The organism is Nocardioides ochotonae (genome assembly GCF_011420305.2).
GTDB lineage: Bacteria > Actinomycetota > Actinomycetes > Propionibacteriales > Nocardioidaceae > Nocardioides > Nocardioides ochotonae.
This window is the reverse complement of record NZ_CP061769.1, coordinates 1,887,893-1,909,244: the sequence shown is the minus strand read 5'-3', so window position 1 is coordinate 1,909,244 and position 21,352 is coordinate 1,887,893. Positions and strand designations below refer to the sequence as shown.

15 protein-coding genes are annotated in these 21,352 nt (G+C 74.4%); 9 read left to right on the top strand and 6 right to left on the bottom strand.

Annotated elements, in window-relative coordinates; genetic code table 11:
* Positions 1–127 precede the first annotated feature (127 nt).
* The 3 genes from HBO46_RS09220 to HBO46_RS09210 are packed head-to-tail and all read right to left on the bottom strand — an operon-like array spanning position 128 to position 5,987.
* Positions 128–3,709 carry an ATP-binding protein gene (locus HBO46_RS09220; RefSeq protein ID WP_166138617.1) on the bottom strand — a complete coding sequence of 1,194 codons (3,582 nt, stop codon included), beginning with the start codon at positions 3,707–3,709 and terminating at the stop codon, positions 128–130.
* Complete coding sequence (locus tag HBO46_RS09215) at positions 3,706–4,455, bottom strand: DUF4194 domain-containing protein (protein WP_166138619.1); 750 nt, start codon at positions 4,453–4,455, stop codon at positions 3,706–3,708. The genes HBO46_RS09220 and HBO46_RS09215 overlap by 4 nt, the downstream gene beginning before the upstream one ends.
* A complete protein-coding gene (locus HBO46_RS09210) occupies positions 4,452–5,987 on the bottom strand; it encodes a DUF3375 domain-containing protein (RefSeq protein ID WP_166138622.1) in 1,536 nt (511 codons plus the stop codon). The genes HBO46_RS09215 and HBO46_RS09210 overlap by 4 nt, the downstream gene beginning before the upstream one ends.
* Before the next feature lie 168 nt (positions 5,988–6,155).
* Between HBO46_RS09210 and HBO46_RS09205 the strand changes: the two genes are divergently transcribed.
* The 4 genes from HBO46_RS09205 (at position 6,156) to HBO46_RS09190 (ending at position 10,334) form a co-directional block, all read left to right on the top strand.
* Positions 6,156–6,803 carry a helix-turn-helix transcriptional regulator gene (locus tag HBO46_RS09205; RefSeq protein ID WP_166138625.1) on the top strand — a complete coding sequence of 216 codons (648 nt, stop codon included), beginning with the start codon at positions 6,156–6,158 and terminating at the stop codon, positions 6,801–6,803.
* Between the two features lie 209 nt (positions 6,804–7,012).
* A complete protein-coding gene (locus HBO46_RS09200) occupies positions 7,013–7,609 on the top strand; it encodes a copper resistance CopC family protein (protein ID WP_166138627.1) in 597 nt (198 codons plus the stop codon).
* Positions 7,606–9,579, top strand: a complete 1,974-nt coding sequence (locus tag HBO46_RS09195) for a cytochrome c oxidase assembly protein (RefSeq protein ID WP_166138630.1) — start codon at positions 7,606–7,608, stop codon at positions 9,577–9,579. The genes HBO46_RS09200 and HBO46_RS09195 overlap by 4 nt, the downstream gene beginning before the upstream one ends.
* Positions 9,580–9,665: 86 nt before the next feature.
* Complete coding sequence (locus HBO46_RS09190; RefSeq protein ID WP_166138632.1) at positions 9,666–10,334, top strand: hypothetical protein; 669 nt, start codon at positions 9,666–9,668, stop codon at positions 10,332–10,334.
* Positions 10,335–10,359: 25 nt separating this feature from the next.
* Here HBO46_RS09190 and HBO46_RS09185 read toward each other — a convergent pair whose 3' ends face one another.
* The 3 genes from HBO46_RS09185 to HBO46_RS09175 are packed head-to-tail and all read right to left on the bottom strand — an operon-like array spanning position 10,360 to position 14,707.
* Positions 10,360–12,096, bottom strand: a complete 1,737-nt coding sequence (locus HBO46_RS09185; RefSeq protein WP_166138634.1) for an ABC transporter ATP-binding protein — start codon at positions 12,094–12,096, stop codon at positions 10,360–10,362.
* Positions 12,093–13,910, bottom strand: a complete 1,818-nt coding sequence (locus HBO46_RS09180; protein ID WP_166138637.1) for an ABC transporter ATP-binding protein — start codon at positions 13,908–13,910, stop codon at positions 12,093–12,095. Before HBO46_RS09180 ends, HBO46_RS09185 begins: the two co-directional genes overlap by 4 nt.
* Entirely contained in the window at positions 13,907–14,707 is an 801-nt protein-coding gene (locus HBO46_RS09175; protein WP_166138639.1) for a siderophore-interacting protein, read from the bottom strand. The genes HBO46_RS09180 and HBO46_RS09175 overlap by 4 nt, the downstream gene beginning before the upstream one ends.
* Positions 14,708–14,868: 161 nt before the next feature.
* Here HBO46_RS09175 and HBO46_RS09170 point away from each other — a divergent pair, with 161 nt between their 5' ends.
* The 5 genes from HBO46_RS09170 (at position 14,869) to HBO46_RS09150 (ending at position 21,307) form a co-directional block, all read left to right on the top strand.
* On the top strand, positions 14,869–15,906 hold the full coding sequence (locus HBO46_RS09170) for an iron-siderophore ABC transporter substrate-binding protein (protein WP_166138642.1): 1,038 nt from the start codon (positions 14,869–14,871) through the stop codon (positions 15,904–15,906).
* A complete protein-coding gene (locus tag HBO46_RS09165) occupies positions 15,903–16,979 on the top strand; it encodes a FecCD family ABC transporter permease (RefSeq protein WP_166138644.1) in 1,077 nt (358 codons plus the stop codon). Before HBO46_RS09170 ends, HBO46_RS09165 begins: the two co-directional genes overlap by 4 nt.
* Before the next feature lie 32 nt (positions 16,980–17,011).
* Entirely contained in the window at positions 17,012–18,046 is a 1,035-nt protein-coding gene (locus tag HBO46_RS09160; RefSeq protein WP_166138646.1) for a FecCD family ABC transporter permease, read from the top strand.
* Positions 18,043–18,870, top strand: coding sequence for an ABC transporter ATP-binding protein (locus tag HBO46_RS09155; RefSeq protein WP_166138649.1), 828 nt, complete (start codon positions 18,043–18,045; stop codon positions 18,868–18,870). The genes HBO46_RS09160 and HBO46_RS09155 overlap by 4 nt, the downstream gene beginning before the upstream one ends.
* 76 nt (positions 18,871–18,946) lie before the next feature.
* Positions 18,947–21,307 (top strand): ATP-binding cassette domain-containing protein, encoded by a 2,361-nt coding sequence (locus HBO46_RS09150; RefSeq protein ID WP_166138651.1) that lies wholly within the window; start codon positions 18,947–18,949, stop codon positions 21,305–21,307.
* Positions 21,308–21,352: the final 45 nt, after the last annotated feature.

The window sequence follows — 21,352 nt, the reverse complement described above, 5'->3', positions numbered from 1 at the left end:
CCACGCACGGGAGAGATGTCTGGACCTCCACGGTACGCCGCGAAACGCGGTGTCGGCACATCTGCGCCCAACCAAGGATCCCTCCTGAGAAAATCACCCTTTCAGGCGATGGGGCCCCGCTTCCGGATCAGCCGTTCGCCTGTGCGTCGCTGACCCGGAAGACCGACGAGAGCTGGGTGTCGGTGTGCTTGGTGATCACCAGCAGCGCGTCCATGTGCGGCTCCAGACCGGTCACCTTGTCGAGCGGTACGGCGATGACGAGCTGGAACCCCAGGCCCTTCCACGCGCGCACCGCACGTCCGGCGAACTCCGAGTCGGCCTTGACGAAGCCCTCGTCGAGGAAGACCGGCGCGAAGCGGGGGCGCGAGCGCATCTCGTCACCGAGACGGAAGCGCAGGGCCGAGCCCACGATGAACGCGACCAGCTCCTGGCTCTCGCCGCCCGACTTCTCCCCCAGGGTGCGGTACGTCGACTTGAGCTCACCGGTGAGCCGGTCGTAGCGCTCCGCGCTGACCTCCACGTGGCGGCGTACGTCGAGCAGCCGCTCGCGCTCCCCCACACGCTCGGGGTCCGCGCCCTGCGCCGGGCCGCGCAGCTGGCCCATGAAGCGGCGCAGCCGGGTGAAGCGCTCCTCCAGCGCGGCCTCGTCGAGGTCGCGCACGGTGCCCCGGGACAGCTCGCGCAGCTCGCGCAGGAAGACCTGCACGTGCGCGGGCGCCAGGCGGCGCAGGCGGATCCGGAGGCGGTCCTTCTCGGCGCCGAACTCCAGGCGACGCAGGATCGCGTTGATCGGCTCGAGACGGTCCTCGATCTCCTCCACCGAGGACGACATCGCCCCAGCGAGGGGCACCAGGTCCTGCCCGCTCCACTCGGTGAGGCGTCGGCGCCACTCGGCGCGGCGCTGGGGCAGGCCGGTCGCCTCGATGTCGGCGAGGATCCGCGCGAAGTCGGGGTAGGAGTCGGCGGTGGTGCCGAGGTTGGGGTCGGCCCAGTGCAGCTGGTAGGCGCGGAAGATCGCGGCGAGCTCGCGGTCGACGTGCTCGACCTCGACCTGGGCCTCCTGGACCGCCGCGGTGAGCCGGGCCTGGAGGCGCCCCGAGCTCTCGTGGAAGCGGTCGAGGTCCTCGGGGTCGTCGGGGTCGGCGGCCGCGCGGAACTCCTCGTCCAGGCGGCGGGCCTGCTCCTCGGTGCACACGACGTGGCCGGCGCTGGCGATCCGCTCCAGCTCGTCGTTGACCAGGTCCTCGCTGTCGACCAGCTCGGCGTGCTCGAGCTCGAGGCGGCGCCGGCGCTCGTCGAGGCGGAACCGCTCGAGGCGGGCCGCCTCCAGCCGCTCGGCGAGCTCGGTCATCTGCTGCTCGGTGGTGCCGAGGCGGTCGTCGGCGGTGAGGATCTGCTCGCGGCGGCGCTCGAGGTCGGCCAGGCGCTGGTCGCACGCGGCCACGTCGAGGTCGTCGAAGGACTGGGTGCCGAGGGCGTCGTACGCCGTACGGCGGCGGTCCTGGACGCGGGTGGCGGTCTCGACGCGGGCGATGCGCTCGTCGACGGCCCGCAGCTCGGCCTCGAGGGCGGCGATGTCGGCGTCGATCTCGGCGAGCGCGTCGGAGTTGCTGAAGCCGATGATGCTGCGCTGGTCACCGCGACCGTGGGAGCCGCGGCGCCCGGAGCGGGTCTGGCCGGCGAGGGTGACCCGGAAGCCGCCCCCGCGCAGGTCGTCGGCGCTCTCCACGCACAGCGCGTTGCGCGCGGGCTCGGCGACGTGGCGCTGCACCCAGCCGCGGAACGGCGAGTCGGCGAAGACCAGCTTGCCGGCGACCTGCTCGGGGTCGAGCAGGTCGGGGCCGTCGAGCCCGAGCTGCGCGCCCTCGAAGGTCAGCCGGCCGCGCAGGCGCAGCGAGTCGATGGCGGCCGAGAACTCCTCGAGGCGCGGCAGCGGGACCAGCATCGTGCGGGCGGTCGCGCCGAGCACCGTCTCGATGGCCAGGCGCCAGCGCGACTCCTCGGGGGCGACGTCGAGGAGCTCGGCGACGAACGGCAGCTCGCTCACCGACAGGCCGCTGGCGCGGGCGACCTCGCGGCGCATCGCGTGCAGGTGCTCGGGCACGCGCCCGGAGCGGCCCTCGAGGGAGGCCCGCTCCCCCTGCAGCTCGGTACGGCGGGCCAGCAGCGGGTAGCGCTCGGCGAGCAGCTCGTCGCGCTCGGCGACCAGCCGGTCCCCGGCGTCCACGTGCCCGGCGAGCCACTGCTCGGCGTGGTCGGCCAGCGCGGCGAACGCCTCACGACTGGCCAGGGCCGCCGTGGGGTCGATGCGCTCGCCGCCGTCGTCGTCGAGCACGGCGAGCGGCGCGAGGCGCTCGAGCAGCGTCTCGCGGCGGGCGCGGCGCTCCTCGCGCAGCAGCCGCTCGCGCTCGATCTCGCCGTCCAGGCGGCCCACGCTGGCGCCGCCGGCGTCACGGTGCTCGTCGCGCGCGGCGTCGAGGTCGGCGCTGAGCTCGGCCACCCGGCGGTCCGCGGCGCGCAGCTCGTCGCGCACCGCGGCGCGGTCCTGGCGGTTGGCCTCGACCCCGGCGCCGAGCAGCCGTGCGTGGGTGCGCAGCAGCCAGTACCGCACCGGGGTGTCGCCGGTCGCGGTCACGCCGTACGCGTCGAGCTCGGCGGCGCGCTCGCGCGCGGCGACCTTGCGCGCGTGCAGCTCGGTGATCGGGGCGAGGAGGTCCTGCTTCTCCTCCTCGGTGCGCATGGCCGAGTACGCCGACTCCAGGGCGTCGAAGTGCTCGACGGCGCGGTCGGCGGCCCCGAAGGTCGCCGGGCGCTCGAGGACCATCTCCTTGTAGAGCTCATCGACGCTGCGGACCTGGTTGCCGGCCTGGATGCGGGCCAGCAGGCCGAGCGCCTTGGCGCCGTCGCCGTTGGCGCCGATGCCGAGCCGGGCGTGCAGCACCGCGGAGAACTCGGTGTAGGTGCGGTGCACGCGCAGGCCGGGGCTGAGCTTCTTCAGCGTGTTGGCGTGGAAGCGGTCCGGGACCGCCGCCTCGAGGGTGGCCAGGTCGATCGCGGCGTCCAGGGTGACCAGCTGCATCTGGACCTCGCCGGAGCGGGTCGCGCGGCGCGGCACGTAGTAGGTGCGCAGCGCGGTGAACCGGCGCTCCTGGTCGTTGACGAACGTCATCGCGACCGCGCCCCAGGTGTCCCCGTCGCGACCGCGCAGCAGCCGCTCGACCGGGCGTCCGGTCCGTGGGTCGTCGACGACGTCGACCGCGCCGCGCAGGTAGGACAGCAGGTTGCGCTGCCCGGCGCCGCGCGCCCGCCCGGTGACGGCGTCGTTCGAGGCGCCGTTGAAGCGGGTGTCGGAGGGCATCATCAGCGCCGTGTAGGCGTCCAGCAACGTGCTCTTGCCGACACCGGAGGCGCCGGAGATCATCGTCGCGTCGGCGTGCAGGTCGATCGAGATCCGGCCGGAGAAGCCGCCCCAGTTGACCATCTGGAGCACCTCGGCGCGCCACTGGAGGGTGTCGTCGGACGGCGTGAGCACGACCTCCTCGTCGAAGAGGCCGACGCTGCCGACCTCGGTCTCGACGCGGGCCGGGTCGTCCTGGAGCCGCTCGGGGAGCGCCTCGGCGGGGATGACGGGCCGGGTCGCGGTCTGCGCGTCGCCGGCGTCGCCCTCTCGGGACTTCGTGCCGGGCTCGGGCTGCTGGGTGGTGCTCATGCCTGAGCCTCCTCACGCTCGGTGCGGACATCGCCGAACAGCACCTGGTCGCTCGGCTCGGGCGGGGCCTCGTTGGCCTGGCGCAGCGTGACCAGCAGCTCCTGGAGGACCTCCAGGGGCAGCAGGGACTCCACCGCCTCGCTGACCTCGAAGCGGTCGTCGGTCGGCGAGCCGATGAGCAGACCGGCCTTCTGCACGCTGGAGACGGCGTTGCGGGCGCGCTTCTCGTCGCCCGACAGGTCGGTGCCGTGCACGGGGCGGAAGCCGGAGACGTGCTCGACGAGGTCCTCGCGGTCGACGAAGACCCGGTCCTCCCCGGCGGCGGCCGCGGCCCGGAACCGGTCGCGCAGGTGCACCAGCACGATGGTCTCCTCGCGGCTCCAGGCCGTGTCGTGCAGCAGCGTGGGGAAGCGCTGGCCGGTCTCGGAGAACGCCTGGCGCTTCCAGGCGACCTCGCGGACCCGGTCCACCTGGAGCTCCAGGAAGAGGTCGTTGAGCCGGGAGCGCAGCAGCTGCTCGTTCTCCACGAGCACCTGCCAGTCGCGCGGGTGCGTGCGCGCGCTGATGAAGCGCTGCTTGAGAAGCGCGACCAGCGCCTGCCGCTCGGACTGCTCGAGGGTGCCCTCGTCGCCCTCGAACAGCGACACCGAGGCCAGGTGCTCGCGGGGCTCGACGAGCTCCTCGGTGTCGGGTGCCTGCGCGCCGTCGTACCCCTCGGGGGCGGCCGGGTCGGCGGTGGTGCTCATCGGGTGGCCTCCGTGCGGGATCGGTCGTGGTCGGTGTCGGCCGGCCCAGTGGACGGCTCTGTGGGCGGTACGTCGGGATCACGCAGCTCGACGCGGGGCACCGCGAACGCGCGCTCGGTGCCGTCCGGGCGGACCGCGCGGTAGGTCTCGGGCTCGTCGCCGACGGCGAGCTCGCGCTCGGCGGCCAGGTGCAGCAGCCCGAAGATCTCGACGGGGCGGCGCAGCTCCGGCTCGAGGGCGTCGAAGAACGCACCCAGCGAGGCGCTGTCCGCGGCCGAGAGGGCCGCCACGAAGCGGGAGCGCATCTCCGGCACCGAGGGGCCGCCCTGCGCGCGCAGTTGCTCATACGTCGGCGGCGCCGCGGGCGGCGGCGGGGCGGCCGGGAGCCGCACCGGCCGCACGTGGTCGGCGGGGTCGTAGAAGCGCTCGCGCAGGTGCTCCACGCCCACCCGCTCGGGCAGCAGCGGCATGTCCAGCACGGTGCGCGGCCCGGTGTTGTCCATCCAGGTCATCAGCTCGGACTCGACCTGGCGCAGGGTCTGCTCCAGCTCCCGGTCGCGGGCCGCGTCGTGGGCGACGATGTACTCCTTCAGCGTCGCGGTGACCCGCGCACGCTGGGCGAGGACGCGCTCCAGGCCCTCGCGGATCAGGCGCACGGTGCCGCGCAGCTCCGCGCGGTCGACCTCGGCGAGGATCGCCCCCGACAGCGGGTGCTCGAGCAGCGCGGAGAGGTCGTCGCGCAGCTGGGCGACGAGCTCGTCGTCGCGCAGCAGCGCGAAGGCGCCCTCGAAGGCGCGTCCCTCGGGGGTGGCGGTCATCAGGGTGTCGGCGCGCGCGAGGTACTCGTCGACCACCTCGCCGGCGGGGCGCTGCTCGGCGCGGAACGCCGCGAGGATCTCGGCGCGGATCTCGGCGAAGCGCTCCTCGACCCGGGCGAAGTCGCTGGGCAGCGCGGAGACCAGCAGCTGGAGCTCGGTGAAGCCCTGCGCCATGTAGTCCTCGTCCGCGGCGTCGACCGTGCCGCCCTCGAGCAGCCGGTCGCGCTCGGACTGCAGCCGGGCGATCTCGGCGTTGAGGATGCCGACGCGGGCGCCGGGGTCGGGGTTGGCCTCGCTGTTGAAGCGCCGCACGGTCGAGAGCAGGGTGCCGATCCGGTGCTCGCTGAGCGTGGCCCGGTCGCGGGAGAGCGCCTTGACCTGCTCGAGGGCCTGCTGGGCGTGCGAGGTCAGCGTGTAGACCTCGTTGCCGGTCTCGTCGAGGGAGCGGACCAGCCACTGCCCCTTCATCCAGCGCTGGCACAGGTCGCGCCCGGTGCCCTGGGGCAGGTCCCGCTCGCCGGCCAGTCGCAGCTCGGCGAGGTGCTCCTCCACCTGGGCGTGCAGGCGCCCGGTCGAGACCGGACGGTTGTCGCGCCCGAAGGCCGCGCGGAACACCGTGATCACCACCGGCGCCTGGCGCTGGTGGAGAAGGGTCAGCGTGGGCTGCTCGAACGCGCTGCGCACGCGGGCCAGCTCACCGGCCACCTCGCTCATCGCCACTCCACCCTGCTCATCGCTCTCTCGCCACGGATCCGCCTGCGGCGCGCGGGGGCTCCGGCGCGAGGCGACGCGACAGCATCCCATCCGACCCCCGGTCCCCCACGAATCGGGCCCCCACCGACTCCGGGTGTTGGAGGGGGCGGGGAACGGGTACTCCAGACCATGACCTCCGCTCCTGTGAGCCCGCAGCCGCAGTCGACGCCGGTGCGCCTGGCGATCGCGAACGACTACGAGGTCATCGTCCGCGGACTGCACGCGATGCTCGAGCCGTACGACGACGTCGAGGTCGCCGAGCTCACCATCAAGGCGGAGCTGAACCGCTCGCCCGCCGTGATCCTCTACGACACCTTCGGGCGGCTGCCCGGGCGCGACCCCAACCTCGCCAAGCTGGTGCGCGACCACCAGGCACCGGTGCTGGTCTACAGCTGGCGCACCTACCCCGCCGACGTCGCGATGGCGCAGGGGGCGGCGGGCTACCTGCACAAGAGCTGCACGGCCGACGAGCTGGTGAAGGCGGTCGTCGCGGTCCACGAGGGGCACACGGTCGTGGCGTCCGACACCTCCCACCAGGGCAGTCGCCACCCCCGACGCAGCACCTGGCCCGGCGAGCACCAGGGGCTCTCGCCGCGCGAGGCCGAGATCATCGCCTGCATCTCGCGCGGGATGAGCAACCAGGAGATCGCCGACCAGTCCTTCCTGAGCATCAACACCGTGAAGACCCACATCCGCTCGGCGTACCGCAAGATCGGCGTCGAGCGCCGCTCGCAGGCGGTGCTGTGGGGCGTCGCCCACGGCCTCGGCGACCGCTGAGGCTCCGGTCGGCGCCCGGGACCGGGACGCGGCCACCGTGACCTGCGCCTCTCGGGCCGCCGCCGGTTCGGCGGCGCGAACCGGTGGTTGCGACACTTGTCGCACCATGGAGACCCCTGCGCGCCACCGACGGCGTTCCCTGCGGTCGCCTGGTGGTACGTCGCCGTCCTCATCCTGATCCGTTTCTGGGACTACTGGAGCACCCTGCTGTGAACCACCGCCCTGTCACGTCGTCGACCCCGCGCCGCCGCCTCGCCACGCTCGCGGCACTGCTGGTCGCCCTGGTCCCGGGCCTCCTGCTCGCCACCGCCCTCCCGGCGTCGGCGCACGCCGCCCTCGTCTCCTCCGACCCCGCCGACGCCAGCAGCGTCGAGACGCTGCCCGACGAGGTGACGCTGGAGTTCAACGAGTCGATCGCGGACCCGGCGTACGTCGTGGTCACCGCACCCGACGGCGTCCGGGTGAACAGCGGGGACGCCGCGGTGGCCGGCCCGCAGGTGACCCAGGCCCTCGACGCCCAGGGCCTCGCGCTGCCGGCCGGGACCTACACGCTGGCCTACCGGGTGGTGTCCGCCGACGGGCACCCGATCAGCGGCGAGCAGACCTTCGAGGTCGAGACCCCGACCGTGGCCGACGCCGACGCCGACGCCGCCGACGCCGCCCAGACGGACGAGACCGCCGAGGGCGCCGGGAACGGTGACGGCGGGGACGCCCTGTCCACCGTGCTGCTCGTGGCGGGCGTCGTGGCGGTCTTCGGGCTGGGCGGGGCACTGGTGCTCCGGGCGCGTCGCGGAGGCTCGCAGTGAGTCCACGTCTGCGCATGCTGCTGCTCGCCGTGGGCGGCGGGCTGGTCGCGCTGGTCGCCTTCCTGCTGCTCGGCGGAGGCGCTCCCGAGGCGCCGCCGGCCGGGCTGCCCGACCCCGGCGCGCTCACCGGCTGGGGCGTGCCGGTGCTCGGCTACGCCTCGCTCGCGCTCGGCGTCGCGACCGTCGGCGCGCTGCTGGTGCCGCTGCTCACCGGCGCCGGGCCGCGCAGCGAGCTGACCGGGCGCGCCTACCGCGCCGTCGCGTCGGTGCGCTGGCTGGCCGGCGCGTGGCTGCTGGTCTGCCTGGCCGAGCTCACCCTCACCTACTCCGACCTGTTCGCGGTGCCGCTGCGCAACGTGCGGCCCGGCACCGTGTGGGACTTCGCCCTGCAGTCCGACCAGGGCCAGGTGCTCCTGGTCCAGGCCGTCGCCGCCGTCGTGCTCGCCGCGGCCTGCCGCTGGGTGCTCGCGGTCCGCGAGTCGGCCTTCCTCCTGGTGCTGGCGGTCCTCGCCAACCTCACCGGCGTCCTGACCGGGCACTCCGCCTCCTCGGGCAGCCACGACACCGCGGTCATCGCGCTCGCGCTGCACGTCGGACCGGTGACGGTCTGGGCCGGCGGCCTGGTCGCGCTCGCCTGGTTCCTGCGCGAGCCCACCGAGGCCCGCGCCCGGGCCGCCCGCCGGTTCTCCGGCCTCGCCGCCTGGTGCCTGGGTCTCACCCTGGCCTCCGGCGTGGTGAGCGCCCTGGTCAACCTCGGCTCCCCCGCCGAGCTGTTCACCACGGCGTACGGCGCGGGCGTGCTGGCCAAGACCGCCGTCCTGGCGCTGCTGTGCTGGGTCGCCCTGCAGGCCCGGCGCGCGCTCGTCGAGCGCCCGCAGACGGTGAGCGGGGTGCGCGACCTGGCCCCCGTCGTCGGCCTCGAGCTCGTGCTCATGTCGGTGGCCGCCGGCCTCGGCGTCGCCCTGGGCCGCACCGCGCCGCCGGTCGGCGAGCCGTACGCCAACGGCGCGGAGAGCCTGCTCGGCGGTCCGCTCCCCGACCCCCCGAGCGTCGCGAACCTGCTGTTCACCTTCACCCCCTCCGGCATCGGCCTCGCCGTCGTCCTGCTCGGTACCGCCGGCTACGTCGCCGGCATCATCGCCGTGCGCCGTCGCGGCGGCCGCTGGTCGGTCGGCCGCACGGTGTCGTGGTTCGTGGGCCTGCTGCTGGTCGCCTACACCACCCTCGGCGGCCTCGCGGTCTACTCCGAGGTCATGTTCAGCGCCCACATGGCCGCGCACATGGTGCTCTCGATGGTCGCCCCGATCTTCCTGGTCGTCGGCGCCCCGGTGACCCTGGCGTTGCGCGCGCTTCCCGGCGCCGACACGCCCGGCGGCCACGGCCCGCGCCAGTGGCTGTCCTCGGTGCTCCGCTCGCGCCCGGCGCGGTTCCTCACCCACCCGCTGGTGGCGGCCGTGATCTTCGTCGGCAGCCTCTACGCCGTCTACCTGACCGGCGTCTTCGAGGCGCTGATGCAGAACCACCTCGGCCACGCCTTCATGGAGCTGCACTTCCTGATCGCCGGCTTCCTCTACTTCGAGGTGCTGGTCGGCGACGCCCCGCTGCCGCACCGCCCCTCGCACCTGGCCCGGCTCGGGCTGATGCTGCTCGTCACGCCGTTCCACGCGTTCTTCGCCATCGCGCTGATGAGCGCGGACGCGGTCGTGGCCGGCGACTACTACTCGATGCTGGACCGCGGCTTCGCCACCGACCTCTCCCAGGACCAGTACGTCGGGGGCTCGATCACCTGGGCCCTGGGCGAGATCCCGCTGCTCATCGTCATGGTGGTGCTGCTGTTCCAGTGGTTCCGCAGCGACACCCGCGACGCGGACCGCCACGACCGGCAGTCCTCGCGCGACTCCGACGCCGAGCTGGAGGCCTACAACCGCATGCTGGCCGGGCTCGCCGACCACGATCGGAGCTCCTCGTGAGCCCTGGCGGTGGCGCCGACCGTGACCCGGGTCGCACTGCTCAGGGCGGTGCCGCTGCGCCGGACGCGGTGCGGCAGGCTGGAACCATGACTTCGACACCGTCCCCCGCAGACGCAGCAGCGGCCCTCGAGACCGGCGAGCGGCTGGCGGCCTGGCTCGAGGAGCTCGGCCTGGTGGCGGCGCTGCGCGAGGCCGGCCTGCCGACGATGACGCGCGACTGCCACGGCCGCGCGGTGTGGACCGACCCGCGCACCGGCGCGCAGCTGAGCGCCGAGCAGCTGGCCGACCTCGACCGCCAGCTGCACGCCGAGGGCACCGAGCCCCAGCACGCCGTACCAGTGCCGCTGCTGCAGCTCGCCCAGCGCGCCCGGGTACGCCAGGAGCTGCTGGCCACCGAGTGGTTCACCTACGAGACCCTGGCCGCGCGCCGCGGCTCCTCGGTCGACGCCGCCCGGTTCAGCATCCACAAGGCCGCCTCGCGCCACCAGCTGCTGGTGCTCACCGAGGGCGAGCGGGTGCTGGTCCCCGGCTTCCAGCTCGACGCCGAGGGCCAGGTGCGCCCCGAGCTCCTCCCCGTCCTCGAGCCGCTGCTCGCCGCGCGCATGGACCCGTGGAGCGCGTGGGGCTGGCTCACCCGTCCGGCCGCCCTGCTCGGCGGGCTGGTCCCCGAGCGGGCCGCCGCCGACCCCGACGAGGCGCCGCTGGTGCGGCACGCGGCGCTCCGGCTCGCCGAGAAGGTCACCGCCGGCTCCTGAACGCCGCTCCCGGCGAGGTCTCGCCTCAGCGACTGGACCAGGCCGACCACAGCCGCGCGTAGCGGCCGCCGGCGGCCACGAGCTCCTCGTGGGTGCCCAGCTCGACGGCCACGCCGTCCTCGAGCACCAGCACCCGGTCGGCGTCGCGGGCCTGCACCAGCCGGTGCGCGATCGTGATCGTGGTGCGGCCCTCGGTGACGGCACGAGCCGCGTCCTCGAGCGCGCGGGCCCCGGCCGAGCCCGCCTCGGCGGTGGCCTCGTCGAGCACGACCACCTGGGGGTCGGCGAGCAGGACCCTGGCCAGCGCGACCTGCTGGGCCTGGGCGGGCGTGAGCGGGACGGCGCCACCGCCGACCTCGCTGTCCGCACCCTGCGGCAGCGCCGCGACCCAGCCCGCGGCGCCGACCGCCGCCAGGGCCGCGTCGACCTCGGCGGGGGTGGCGTCGGGACGCGCGAGCAGCAGGTTCTCGCGCACGGATCCGGCGAAGACGTGCACCTCCTGGGTCACCGTCGCCACCACCGGACGTCCCGGGAGCGCGGCGTCGGCGACGTCCACGCCGCCGACCAGCACGGTGCCGGCGCTGGGGACCAGCCGGCCCGCCACGATCGCGCCGAGCGTGGTCTTGCCGGCGCCGCTGCTGCCGACGACCGCGACCCTCTCGCCGGGGGCGATGTCGAGGTCGACGCCGGCCAGGGCGCGGTGCCCGCCGTCGTACACGTGCCCGACGCCGACGAGCGAGACGCCGCCGTGGGCCGGCGCGGTGCCGGACCCGGTGACGGGCGGCGGAAGCAGCGCCACCCCGGCGAGGCGGGTCAGCGAGGCGCCGGCCGACTGGACCTCGTCGAAGAGGAACAGCACCGCGCCGATGGGGTTGAAGAGCCGGTGGAAGAAGAGCGCGGCGGTCGTCACCGCGCCGACCGTCGCCACGTCGGCGCGCACCACCCAGAAGCCGGTGCCGAGCACCAGCAGCAGCCCGATCGCCTCCGCCCGGTTGGTGCGACCGCCGAAGCGCATCATCAGGTCGAACACGTCGATGGAGATCCGCGCCGAGCGCCAGGACGCCTGCGCGATCCGCTCCTGCTGCTGCCCGGCGGTGCCCAGTGCGCGCAGCGGACGGCTGCCGTGGACGCCGGCGAGCAGCGTCTCGGCGCGCTCGCCGTTCGCCTCGCGCTCGCGGCGGTAGTAGGGCCCCGAGCGCGGCAGGTACCAGCGCAGTGCCAGCACGAACGCCGGGGCCGCGGCCAGGCCGGCGAGACCGAGGCGCCAGTCCAGGGCGAGCAGGCCGACGAGGGTGAAGAGGATGGCCATCAGGGAGTTCACGACGAGCGGCACCGCCTCGGTGAGCGAGCCGGCGACCACGCGTACGTCGTCGCTGACGCGCGCGAGCAGGTCGCCGCTGCCGGTGGCCTCGAGCTGCTCGGTGTCCAGGTGCAGCGCGCGGTCCAGCACGTCCTCGCGCAGCTCGGCGAGCGCCGGCTCGGCGGCGCGGGCCAGGGCCGCGACCGACACCGCGGTGGCCAGCGCGGCCACGAGCGCGGCGGCGCCGATCCAGCCCGCGGCGGTGAGCACCTCCCGGGTGCTGCCGCCGGTGCTCACCAGGTCGGCGATGCGGCCCAGCTGCCAGGGGGCGACCAGGCCGGCGGCGCCGGCCACCGCGAACATCGAGGCGCTGAGGGCGAAGGTCCACCGGCGCCGGGTGAGCAGGCGGCGGGTCAGCGCGTAGGCGTCGCGCGCGCTGGAGACCGGGAGTCGCGTGGTCATCGCAGCACCGCCGCCCGGTAGCGCTCGTCGGCGACGAGGTCGTGGTGGCGGCCGCGGGCGACCACCCGGCCCGCGCGGAGGTGGACGACGACGTCGGCGCGGGCCAGCAGCGCCGGGCTGCTGGTCACGACGAGCGTCGTGCGCACCGGCGCCCCGGGGGCGTGGCGGAGGTCGTGGAGGCCCTCGGCGATCCGGGCCTCGGTGACCGCGTCGACGGCGGTGGTGGGGTCGTGCAGCACCAGGACGCCGGGGTCGGCGGCGAGGGCACGGGCCAGCCCGAGCCGCTGACGCTGGCCGCCGGAGAGGGTGGTGCCGCCGACGCGGACGTGCTCCTCGAGACCGGTGGGCGCCTGGGCGACGACCTCGTCGGCGGCGCAGGCGTGCAGCACCCGCGCGAGCCGCTCGGCGTCCAGGGCGGTGTGCGGGTCGACGTTGCTGCGCAGGGTGCCGTCGAAGAGCTCGACGTGGTGGTCGGCGACCAGCAGCGCCGCGTGCAGCTCCTCGACGTCGAGGTCACCGACCGCACGCTCGCCGACGAGCACCGTGCCGGCGTCGGGCACGGCCTCGCCGCGCAGCAGGGCGAGCAGGGCGGCGGCGTCGGCGGGGTCCTCGGCCACCACGGCGACCGAGCGGCCCGGCGCGGCCTCGAGGGTGAGGTCGGCGAGCGGGCCGGAGGACACTGCGCGCAGCGCCAGCGACGGCGTGCTCGAGGCGCTCGGTCGGGCGTCGGAGGAGTCGGGGTGCGTGCCGGCGTGCTGCTCGCGGGTGGCGAGCACCAGCGGCGGGGTCGCGAGGAAGTCGACGATCCGGGCGGCGGAGGCGCGTGACTGGGCCAGCTGGGCGACCAGGAAGGTCAGCATCCGCAGCGGCTCGCCGAGGAACTGGCTGATGCCGACGACCGCGACGAACTCGCCGACGCCGATGTCGCCGTTGACCGCGCGGACACCGGCGACCAGGGCGACGACGGCGAGGAACAGCCCGCTCAGGCCCTCGGTCATGCCCTGCATCACGCCCTCCCAGCGGGCGGCGCCGACGCTGGCGGTGGCCGCCTGCTGGCTGCGGCGGCGGTAGCGGTCCAGCGCGGCGTCCTCACCGGCGACCCCCTTGAGCGGGCGGATCCCGCGGACCAGGTCGCTGGCGATCCCGGCGGCCTCGCCGAGGGCCTCCTGGCGCACCGCGCTGCGCGTGGCCAGGCGCGGGGACAGCAGCTGGGTCACGACCAGCACGCACGGCACCCCGACCAGCACGACCAGCGCGAGCACCGGGTCGATCGCGGCCAGCACCACGGCGCTGACCAGCAGGCCGACCGCGCCCGCGACGGTGAACATCACCTGGCGCACGACGACGGCGACCATCTCCGCATCGGCCGTCGCGATGCTCACGACGTCGCCGGGCAGCCGGTCGGCGCGGGCGCCACGGCCCGACAGCACGTGGGCCGAGACCTCGGTGCGCAGCGCGTGGGACTCGGTGTGCAGGGCGCGGTTGCCCATCCGCGCGCCGAAGCGGTAGCTGAGGCTGAGCACCACGAAGTGCAGCGCGAAGACCGCCGCCCACAGCAGCATCTGCCAGCCGTCGCCGGTGACCACCGCACGGTCGATGACCACGCCGATCAGCACCGGCACCATCAGCTCGGCGACCTGCCAGACGGTCACCAGCGCGGAGGCGCCGGCGAGGGCTCGGGCGTGGCGCCGCACGGTACGGCGCAGCAGCGCGCCCGCGGTCGTGGGCGCGTGCCCGCCGGCGAGCACGGGGGGTGCGGTGGCGCTCTCGGTCCGACGCAGGTCGTCGGCCGGCGCGTGGGTGCGGGTGCTCAACCGAGATCGGCGTCCATGGAGGCGACGAAGTCGGCCTTCACCTGGCGCCAGGCCTCGTCGGTCATCGTGCGCCGCCAGTACGGCGAGCACGACATGGCGGAGCGCTCCAGGCCACGGTCGAGGAGCAGGTGGCGGCGCAGGCCGCGGATCTCGTCGGCCTCGCCGTGGACGAACGCGTCCGGGCGGCCGGCGGGCAGCGCGAGCGCCGCGACCGCGTCGAGCAGCAGGCGCCCGGGGTCCGCCGCGCCGCGGCGGTGCAGCCAGCGCAGGTCCAGCTGCCCCGGGGTGCTCAGCGGGATCTCGTGCGCGGCGTCGTCGCAGACCAGGCGCACCACGACCGGGCGGCCGGGCCGGACGCCCTCCAGCGAGGCGGCGATGGCCGGCAGCGCGGACTCGTCGCCCACGAACAGGTGCCAGTCGGCGTCGGGGTCGGGCGCGTAGCCGCTGCCGGGGCCCTCGAACACCAGCACGTCACCGGCGACGGCACGGGCCGCCCACGGACCGGCGACCCCCTCGTCGCCGTGCACCACGAAGTCGAGGGTGAGCTGCCGGCTCGCCGGGTCCCAGGCGCGCACGGTGTAGCGACGCCGGGCCGGCCACCACTCGCGCGGCTGCTCCTCGCGCACCTGCCGCGGGTCGAAGACCGCGTCGTACGGCGCGCCGGGCGGGGCGATCGCGAGGTTGACGTAGGCGTCGGTGGCGGCCGGCATCGCGAACTCCGCGAGGCCCTCGCCGCCGAGCACCACCCGCACGATCGAGGGCGTGACCCGCTCGGTGGACACGACTGCGCCGTACATGGGACCTCTTTCCGGAGACGTGGAGCACTTAGGTTAGCCTCACCAACGCCTGGTGCCCGCACCGCCCGCACCGCCGTCGGGTCGGCGGAGGTGGACGAGCCTTCCCGGCGCCTGCCACCCCCGGCTCCTCCGTTCCATCCCCCGAACCCGAAGGACCTCCCGTGCGTTCCCTGCGACTCCTCGTCGGCTCCGTCGGCGCCGCCGCCCTGCTGCTCACCGGCTGCTCGTCCTCCGCGGACAGCGACGACACCGCGACCGACGGCAGCGTCGGCGCCGACTCCGGCGCGACGTACCCGATCACGATCGAGCACGCACTGGGCACCACCGAGATCCCGGAGCGGCCCGCGCGGGTCGCCACCGTGAACTGGGCCAACCACGAGGTCCCGCTCGCCCTCGGCGTGGTGCCGGTCGGCATGGCGGCGGCGAACTTCGGCGACGACGACGGCGACGGCCTGCTGCCCTGGGTGAGCGACCGGCTCGAGGAGCTCGACGCGGAGACCCCCGTGCTCTTCGACGAGACCGACGGCATCGACTTCGAGGCCGTCGCGAACACCGCGCCCGACGTGATCCTCGCGGCGTACTCCGGGCTCACCCAGGAGGACTACGACACGCTCCAGGAGATCGCTCCGGTCGTCGCCTACCCCGAGGCGCCCTGGTCGACGGACTGGCGCGAGATGATCACGCTCAGCAGCAAGGCGATGGGCATGGCCGAGGAGGGCGAGGAGCTGGTCGCCGACCTCGAGGGCGAGATCGCCGACACCGTGGCCGCGCACCCGGGCCTCGAGGGCACGGGCGCGATGTTCCTGACCCACGTCGACACCACCGACCTCAGCGAGGTCAGCTTCTACACGACGCACGACACCCGGGCGCGTTTCTTCGAGGACCTCGGCCTGGCCACCCCGGCGAGCATCGCGGACGCCTCGGCGAAGACCGACCAGTTCAGCCTGACCCGCAGCGCCGAGCAGATCGACGGCCTCGACGACGTCGAGCTGATCGTGACCTACGGCGACGAGACCCTGGTCGAGGCGCTCGAGGGCGACCCGCTGCTCTCGAAGATGCCGGCCGTGGCGAACGGCGCGATCGTGCTGCTGCCGAACAACCCGCTGGGCACCGCCGCGAACCCGACGCCGCTGTCGATCTCCTACGTGCTCGAGGACTACGTCACCATGCTCGCCGAGGCCGGCACCGCCACCCGGTGACAGGTTCCACGACCGGCTCGCTGCCGGACACCGCGACGCCCGCCGTCGCACCCGCACCCGCCGCGGGCGTCGTCCGACGTCCGCGGCGGGTGCGCGCCGCCTGGCTCGCCGGGTCCGTGGTGCTGCTGGCGCTGCTGACCCTGTGGTCGGTCGCCGTCGGCTCCCGCGAGGTCACCTTCGAGGAGATCCTCGCCGGGCTGGGCGGGTCCACCGAGACCATCGGCGAGGCGGCCGTGGCCAAGCGGATCCCCCGCACCCTGCTGGCGGTACTGGTCGGCGCGGCGCTCGCCGTCGCCGGCGCGGTCATGCAGGGCGTCACCCGCAACCCGCTCGCGGACCCCGGCATCCTCGGCGTCAACATGGGCGCCTCGCTGGCGGTCATCACCGGCATCGCGTGGTTCGGGCTCACCGCCGCGTCGAGCTACATCTGGGTCGGCATCCTCGGCGCGGCCGCCGCCGCGGCGTTCGTGTACGCCGTCGGGTCGCTGGGACGCGGCGGTGCCACCCCGCTCAAGCTCGCGCTGGCCGGCACCGCCACCTCGGCCGCGTTCGCCTCCGTCATCACCGCGGTGGTGCTCCCCCGCAACGACATCGCCGGCGGCGTGCGGTCCTGGCAGATCGGCGGCGTCGGCGGCGCGTCGTACGACACGATCCGGCTGGTCGCGCCGTTCCTGCTCGTCGGCCTGCTGGTCTGCGTGGCCACCTCGCGCGGGCTCAACTCCCTGGCGCTGGGCGACGACGTCGCCGCCGGCCTGGGCGAGCGGGTCGCGCTGACCCGCGGCGCCGCCGCGTTCGGCGCGGTGCTGCTGTGCGGCGCCGCCACCGCCGTGGCGGGGCCGATCGGCTTCGTCGGGCTGGTCGTGCCGCACCTGTGCCGGCTGCTGGTCGGAGTCGACCACCGCTGGCTGCTGCCGTTCTCCGCCGTGGTGGGGGCCGCACTGCTGACCGCCGCCGACGTGGTCGGTCGCATCGTGGCGCGCCCCAGCGAGGTCGACGTCGGCATCATCACCGCGCTCGTCGGGGCGCCGGTCTTCATCCACGTCGTACGCCGCCAGAAGGTGCGGGCCCTGTGAACGGGTCTGCGAACGGGTCTGTGAACGGGTCTGTGAGCGCCACGACCCTCGAGCGCGTGACCCACGCCCGCCGGCACCGCGCGGCGCGCCGTCGCACGGTGACCCTCGTGCTCGCGGCGCTGGTCGTGGCGATGCTCGCGGTCAGTCTGATGGTCGGGCGGACCTTCTACGGCCCCGGCGAGGTGCTGGGCGTGATCGCCGGGCAGGACGTGCCGGGGGCCTCCTTCACCGTCGGGCGGCTGCGCCTGCCACGCACCGTGCTGGCACTGCTGAGCGGGCTGTGCTTCGGCCTTGCCGGCGTGGCCTTCCAGACCATGTTGCGCAACCCGCTGGCCAGCCCCGACATCATCGGCATCAGCGCCGGCGCGAGCGCGGCGGCGGCGGTCGCGATCGTGATGCTGTCGCTGAGCGGCGCCGCGGTCTCGGCGTTCGCGATCGCCGTCGGGCTCGGTGTCGCGCTGCTGATCTACGTGCTGTCCTTCCGCGACGGCGTGGTCGGCACCCGGCTGATCCTGATCGGCATCGGCATCGCCGCGATGCTGGAGAGCGTCACCTCCTACGTGCTGAGCCAGGCCGCCGAGTGGGACCTGCAGGAGGCCACCCGTTGGCTCACCGGCAGCCTCAACGGCGCGGACTGGGGCGACGTGGTGCCGACCCTGCTCGCCCTCGTCGTGCTGGGTCCGGTGCTGCTCTCGCGCGCCGGCGGCCTGGACATGCTTCGCCTCGGCGACGACGCCGCCTCCGCGCTCGGAGTCCGGGTCGAGGTCACCCGCATCGTGGTGATCCTCACCGCCGTCGGGCTGGTCGCCTTCGCCACCGCCGCCACCGGGCCGATCGCGTTCGTGGCGTTCCTGGCCGGACCGATCGCGGCCCGTCTCGTCGGCCCGGGCGCCTCGCTGCTCGTGCCGTCGGCGCTGGTCGGCGCCCTGCTGGTGCTGGTGGCCGACTTCTGCGGCCAGTTCCTCTTCGAGCACCGCTACCCGGTCGGCGTCGTGACCGGCGTGCTCGGGGCGCCGTACCTCGTCTATCTCATCGTCCGCACCCACCGCGCCGGAGGCTCCCTGTGACCGACCGCCACACCCTCACCGTCGAAGAGCTGGCGCTCGGCTACCGCGAGCGCACCGTGATCGAGTCGCTCGACCTCACGGTGGCGACCGGCCGGGTGACGGCCATCGTCGGCGCCAACGCCTGCGGCAAGTCCACCCTGCTGCGCTCGATGTCGCGGCTGCTCGCCCCGCGCGCCGGGCGGGTGCTGCTCGACGGCGTGCAGGTGCACAAGATGCCGGCCAAGGAGCTCGCCCGCACCCTCGGGCTGCTCCCCCAGGCCCCCACCGCGCCGGAGGGGATCACCGTCAGCGACCTGGTCGGGCGCGGCCGCAACCCGCACCACGGCTTCCTGACCCGCTGGACCCGCGAGGACGACGCCGCGGTCGCCGCGGCGCTCGAGGCGACCCAGACCGTCGAGCTGGCCGAGCGGCCGGTCGACGAGCTCTCCGGTGGGCAGCGCCAGCGGGTCTGGATCGCGATGGCGCTGGCCCAGGAGACCGACGTGCTGCTGCTCGACGAGCCCACGACGTACCTCGACGTCAGCCACCAGATCGAGGTCCTCGACCTGCTCACCGACCTCAACCGCCAGCGCGGGACCACGATCGTGATGGTGCTGCACGACCTCAACCTCGCTGCGCGGTACGCCGACCAGCTGGTCGCGCTCGCCGGCGGCCGGCTGCACGCCTGCGGGACGCCGCAGGAGGTGCTCACCGAGGACACCGTCCGGGCGGTGTTCGGCCTGGAGAGCAGCGTCGTCACCGACCCGGTCTCCGGTCGGCCGCTGATGCTGCCGATCGGGCGCCACCACGTGCTGGCCGACGCCGCCACGGCGGCCCGTCCCTGAGCAGCGGTCCAGAGCGCCTCGCCGCCGTCGGTGTGAACTGGTTGAATCTGCACTCACTCCGAGCGAGGGAGAGCCGATGAGCGCGACCCGGGCAGCGGACCGCCACGACCTCATCAGCGTGCACGGCGCACGGGTCAACAACCTGCGCGACGTCGCGGTGGAGATCCCCAAGCGGCGCCTGACCGTCTTCACCGGGGTCTCGGGGTCCGGCAAGAGCTCGCTGGTCTTCGGCACCATCGCCGCGGAGTCCCAGCGGCTGATCAACGAGACCTACAGCGCGTTCGTGCAGGGGTTCATGCCGACCCTGGCCCGCCCCGACGTCGACGTGCTCGAGGGGCTGACCCCCGCGATCATCGTCGACCAGGAGCCGATGGGCTCCCACCCGCGCTCCACGGTCGGCACCGTGACCGACGCCCACGCCATGCTGCGCATCCTGTTCAGCCGGCTCGGGGAGCCCCACCTCGGCCCGCCCACGGCGTACTCCTTCAACGTCCCCTCCGCGCGCGGCAGCGGGGCGATCACCGTCGAGCGCGGCGGGCGCAGCACCACGGAGAAGGCCACCTTCCACCGCCTCGGCGGCATGTGCCCGCGCTGCGAGGGCCGCGGCACGGTCACCGACGTCGACCTGACCGCGCTCTACGACGAGACGCTCTCGCTCAACCAGGGCGCGGTCACCATCCCCGGCTACAGCATGTCGGGCTGGCAGGGCCGGATCTTCCGCGCCTGCGGCTACTTCGACCCCGACAAGCCGATCCGCGACTTCACGGCCCGCGAGCTCGACGACCTGCTCCACAAGGAGCCGACGAAGATCAAGGTCGACGGCATCAACCTCACCTACGCCGGGCTGATCCCGCAGATCCGCAAGTCGTTCCTGGCCAAGGACGTCGACGCGATGCAGCCCCACGTGCGGGCCTTCGTCGAGCGTGCGGTCACCTTCACCACCTGTCCCGACTGCGACGGGACCCGGCTCAACGAGGCGGCGCGCTCCTCCACGATCGGCGGCACGAGCATCGCCGACGCCTGCGCGATGCAGATCAGCGACCTCGCCGACTGGGTGGCGGGGCTGGACGCGCCGTCGGTGGCGCCGCTGCTTCGCTCGCTGTCGGCGACCCTGGAGTCCTTCACCGGGATCGGGCTGGGCTACCTCTCCCTGGACCGGCCCTCCGGCACCCTGTCCGGGGGCGAGGCGCAGCGCACCAAGATGGTGCGCCACCTCGGCTCCTCGCTGACCGACGTCACCTACGTCTTCGACGAGCCGACCATCGGCCTGCACCCCCACGACATCCAGCGGATGAACGAGCTGCTCCTGCAGCTGCGCGACAAGGGCAACACCGTGCTCGTCGTCGAGCACAAGCCGGAGACGATCGCGATCGCCGACCACGTGGTCGACCTCGGGCCGCTGGCCGGCAGCGCCGGCGGCGAGGTCGTCTTCGAGGGCTCGGTGGCCGGCCTGCGGCGCAGCGGCACGCTCACCGGGCGCCACCTCGACGACCGGGCCCGGCTCAAGGACGAGGTCCGCACGCCGACCGGCACCCTCGAGGTCCGCGGCGCCGACACCCACAACCTGCGCGACGTCGACGTCGACATCCCCCTTGGGGTGCTCGTCGCCGTGACCGGGGTCGCCGGCTCGGGCAAGAGCTCGCTGGTGCACGGCTCGATCGCTGGACGCGAGGGCGTCGTGGTGGTCGACCAGAGCACGATCAAGGGCTCGCGGCGCAGCAACCCCGCCACCTACACCGGACTGCTGGAGCCGATCCGCAAGGCCTTCGCCAAGGCCAACGGCGTCAAGCCCGCGCTGTTCAGCGCCAACTCCGCCGGTGCCTGCCCGACCTGCAACGGCGCCGGCGTGATCTACACCGACCTGGCCACGATGGCCGGGGTCGCGACCACCTGCGAGGAGTGTGAGGGCCGGCGCTTCTCCGCGGAGGTGCTCGAGCACCGCCTGGCCGGGCGTGACATCAGCCAGGTCCTGGCGATGTCGGTCACCGAGGCGGAGGAGTTCTTCGCCGCCGGGGAGGCCCGGATCCCCGCCGCGCATCGCATCCTGGAGCGACTCGCCGGGGTCGGGCTGGGCTACCTCACGCTCGGCCAGCCGCTCACCACGCTCTCCGGCGGCGAGCGCCAGCGCCTCAAGCTCGCGATCCGGATGGGCGAGGACGGCGAGGTCTACGTGCTCGACGAGCCCACCACCGGGCTCCACCTCGCCGACGTGGAGCAGCTGCTCGGGCTCCTCGACCGGCTGGTGGACTCCGGCCGCTCGGTGATCGTCATCGAGCACCACCAGGCGGTGATGGCGCACGCCGACTGGATCATCGACCTCGGCCCCGGCGCCGGCCACGACGGCGGCCGGGTGGTCTTCGAGGGCACCCCCGCCGCCCTCGTCGCCACCCCCACCACCCTGACCGGGGAGCACCTCGCCGCCTACGTCGCCGGTTGAGTCGAGACTTCTGAGCGTCGAGTCGAGACTTCTGAGCGTCGAGTC

Coding starts and splice junctions, on each gene's coding strand:
- HBO46_RS09220 (WP_166138617.1), bottom strand. CDS start 3,709: ATGAGCACCACCCAGCAGCCCGAGCCCGGCACGAAGTCCCGAGAGGGC.
- HBO46_RS09215 (WP_166138619.1), bottom strand. CDS start 4,455: ATGAGCACCACCGCCGACCCGGCCGCCCCCGAGGGGTACGACGGCGCG.
- HBO46_RS09210 (WP_166138622.1), bottom strand. CDS start 5,987: ATGAGCGAGGTGGCCGGTGAGCTGGCCCGCGTGCGCAGCGCGTTCGAG.
- HBO46_RS09205 (WP_166138625.1), top strand. CDS start 6,156: ATGACCTCCGCTCCTGTGAGCCCGCAGCCGCAGTCGACGCCGGTGCGC.
- HBO46_RS09190 (WP_166138632.1), top strand. CDS start 9,666: ATGACTTCGACACCGTCCCCCGCAGACGCAGCAGCGGCCCTCGAGACC.
- HBO46_RS09185 (WP_166138634.1), bottom strand. CDS start 12,096: ATGACCACGCGACTCCCGGTCTCCAGCGCGCGCGACGCCTACGCGCTG.
- HBO46_RS09175 (WP_166138639.1), bottom strand. CDS start 14,707: ATGTACGGCGCAGTCGTGTCCACCGAGCGGGTCACGCCCTCGATCGTG.
- HBO46_RS09150 (WP_166138651.1), top strand. CDS start 18,947: ATGAGCGCGACCCGGGCAGCGGACCGCCACGACCTCATCAGCGTGCAC.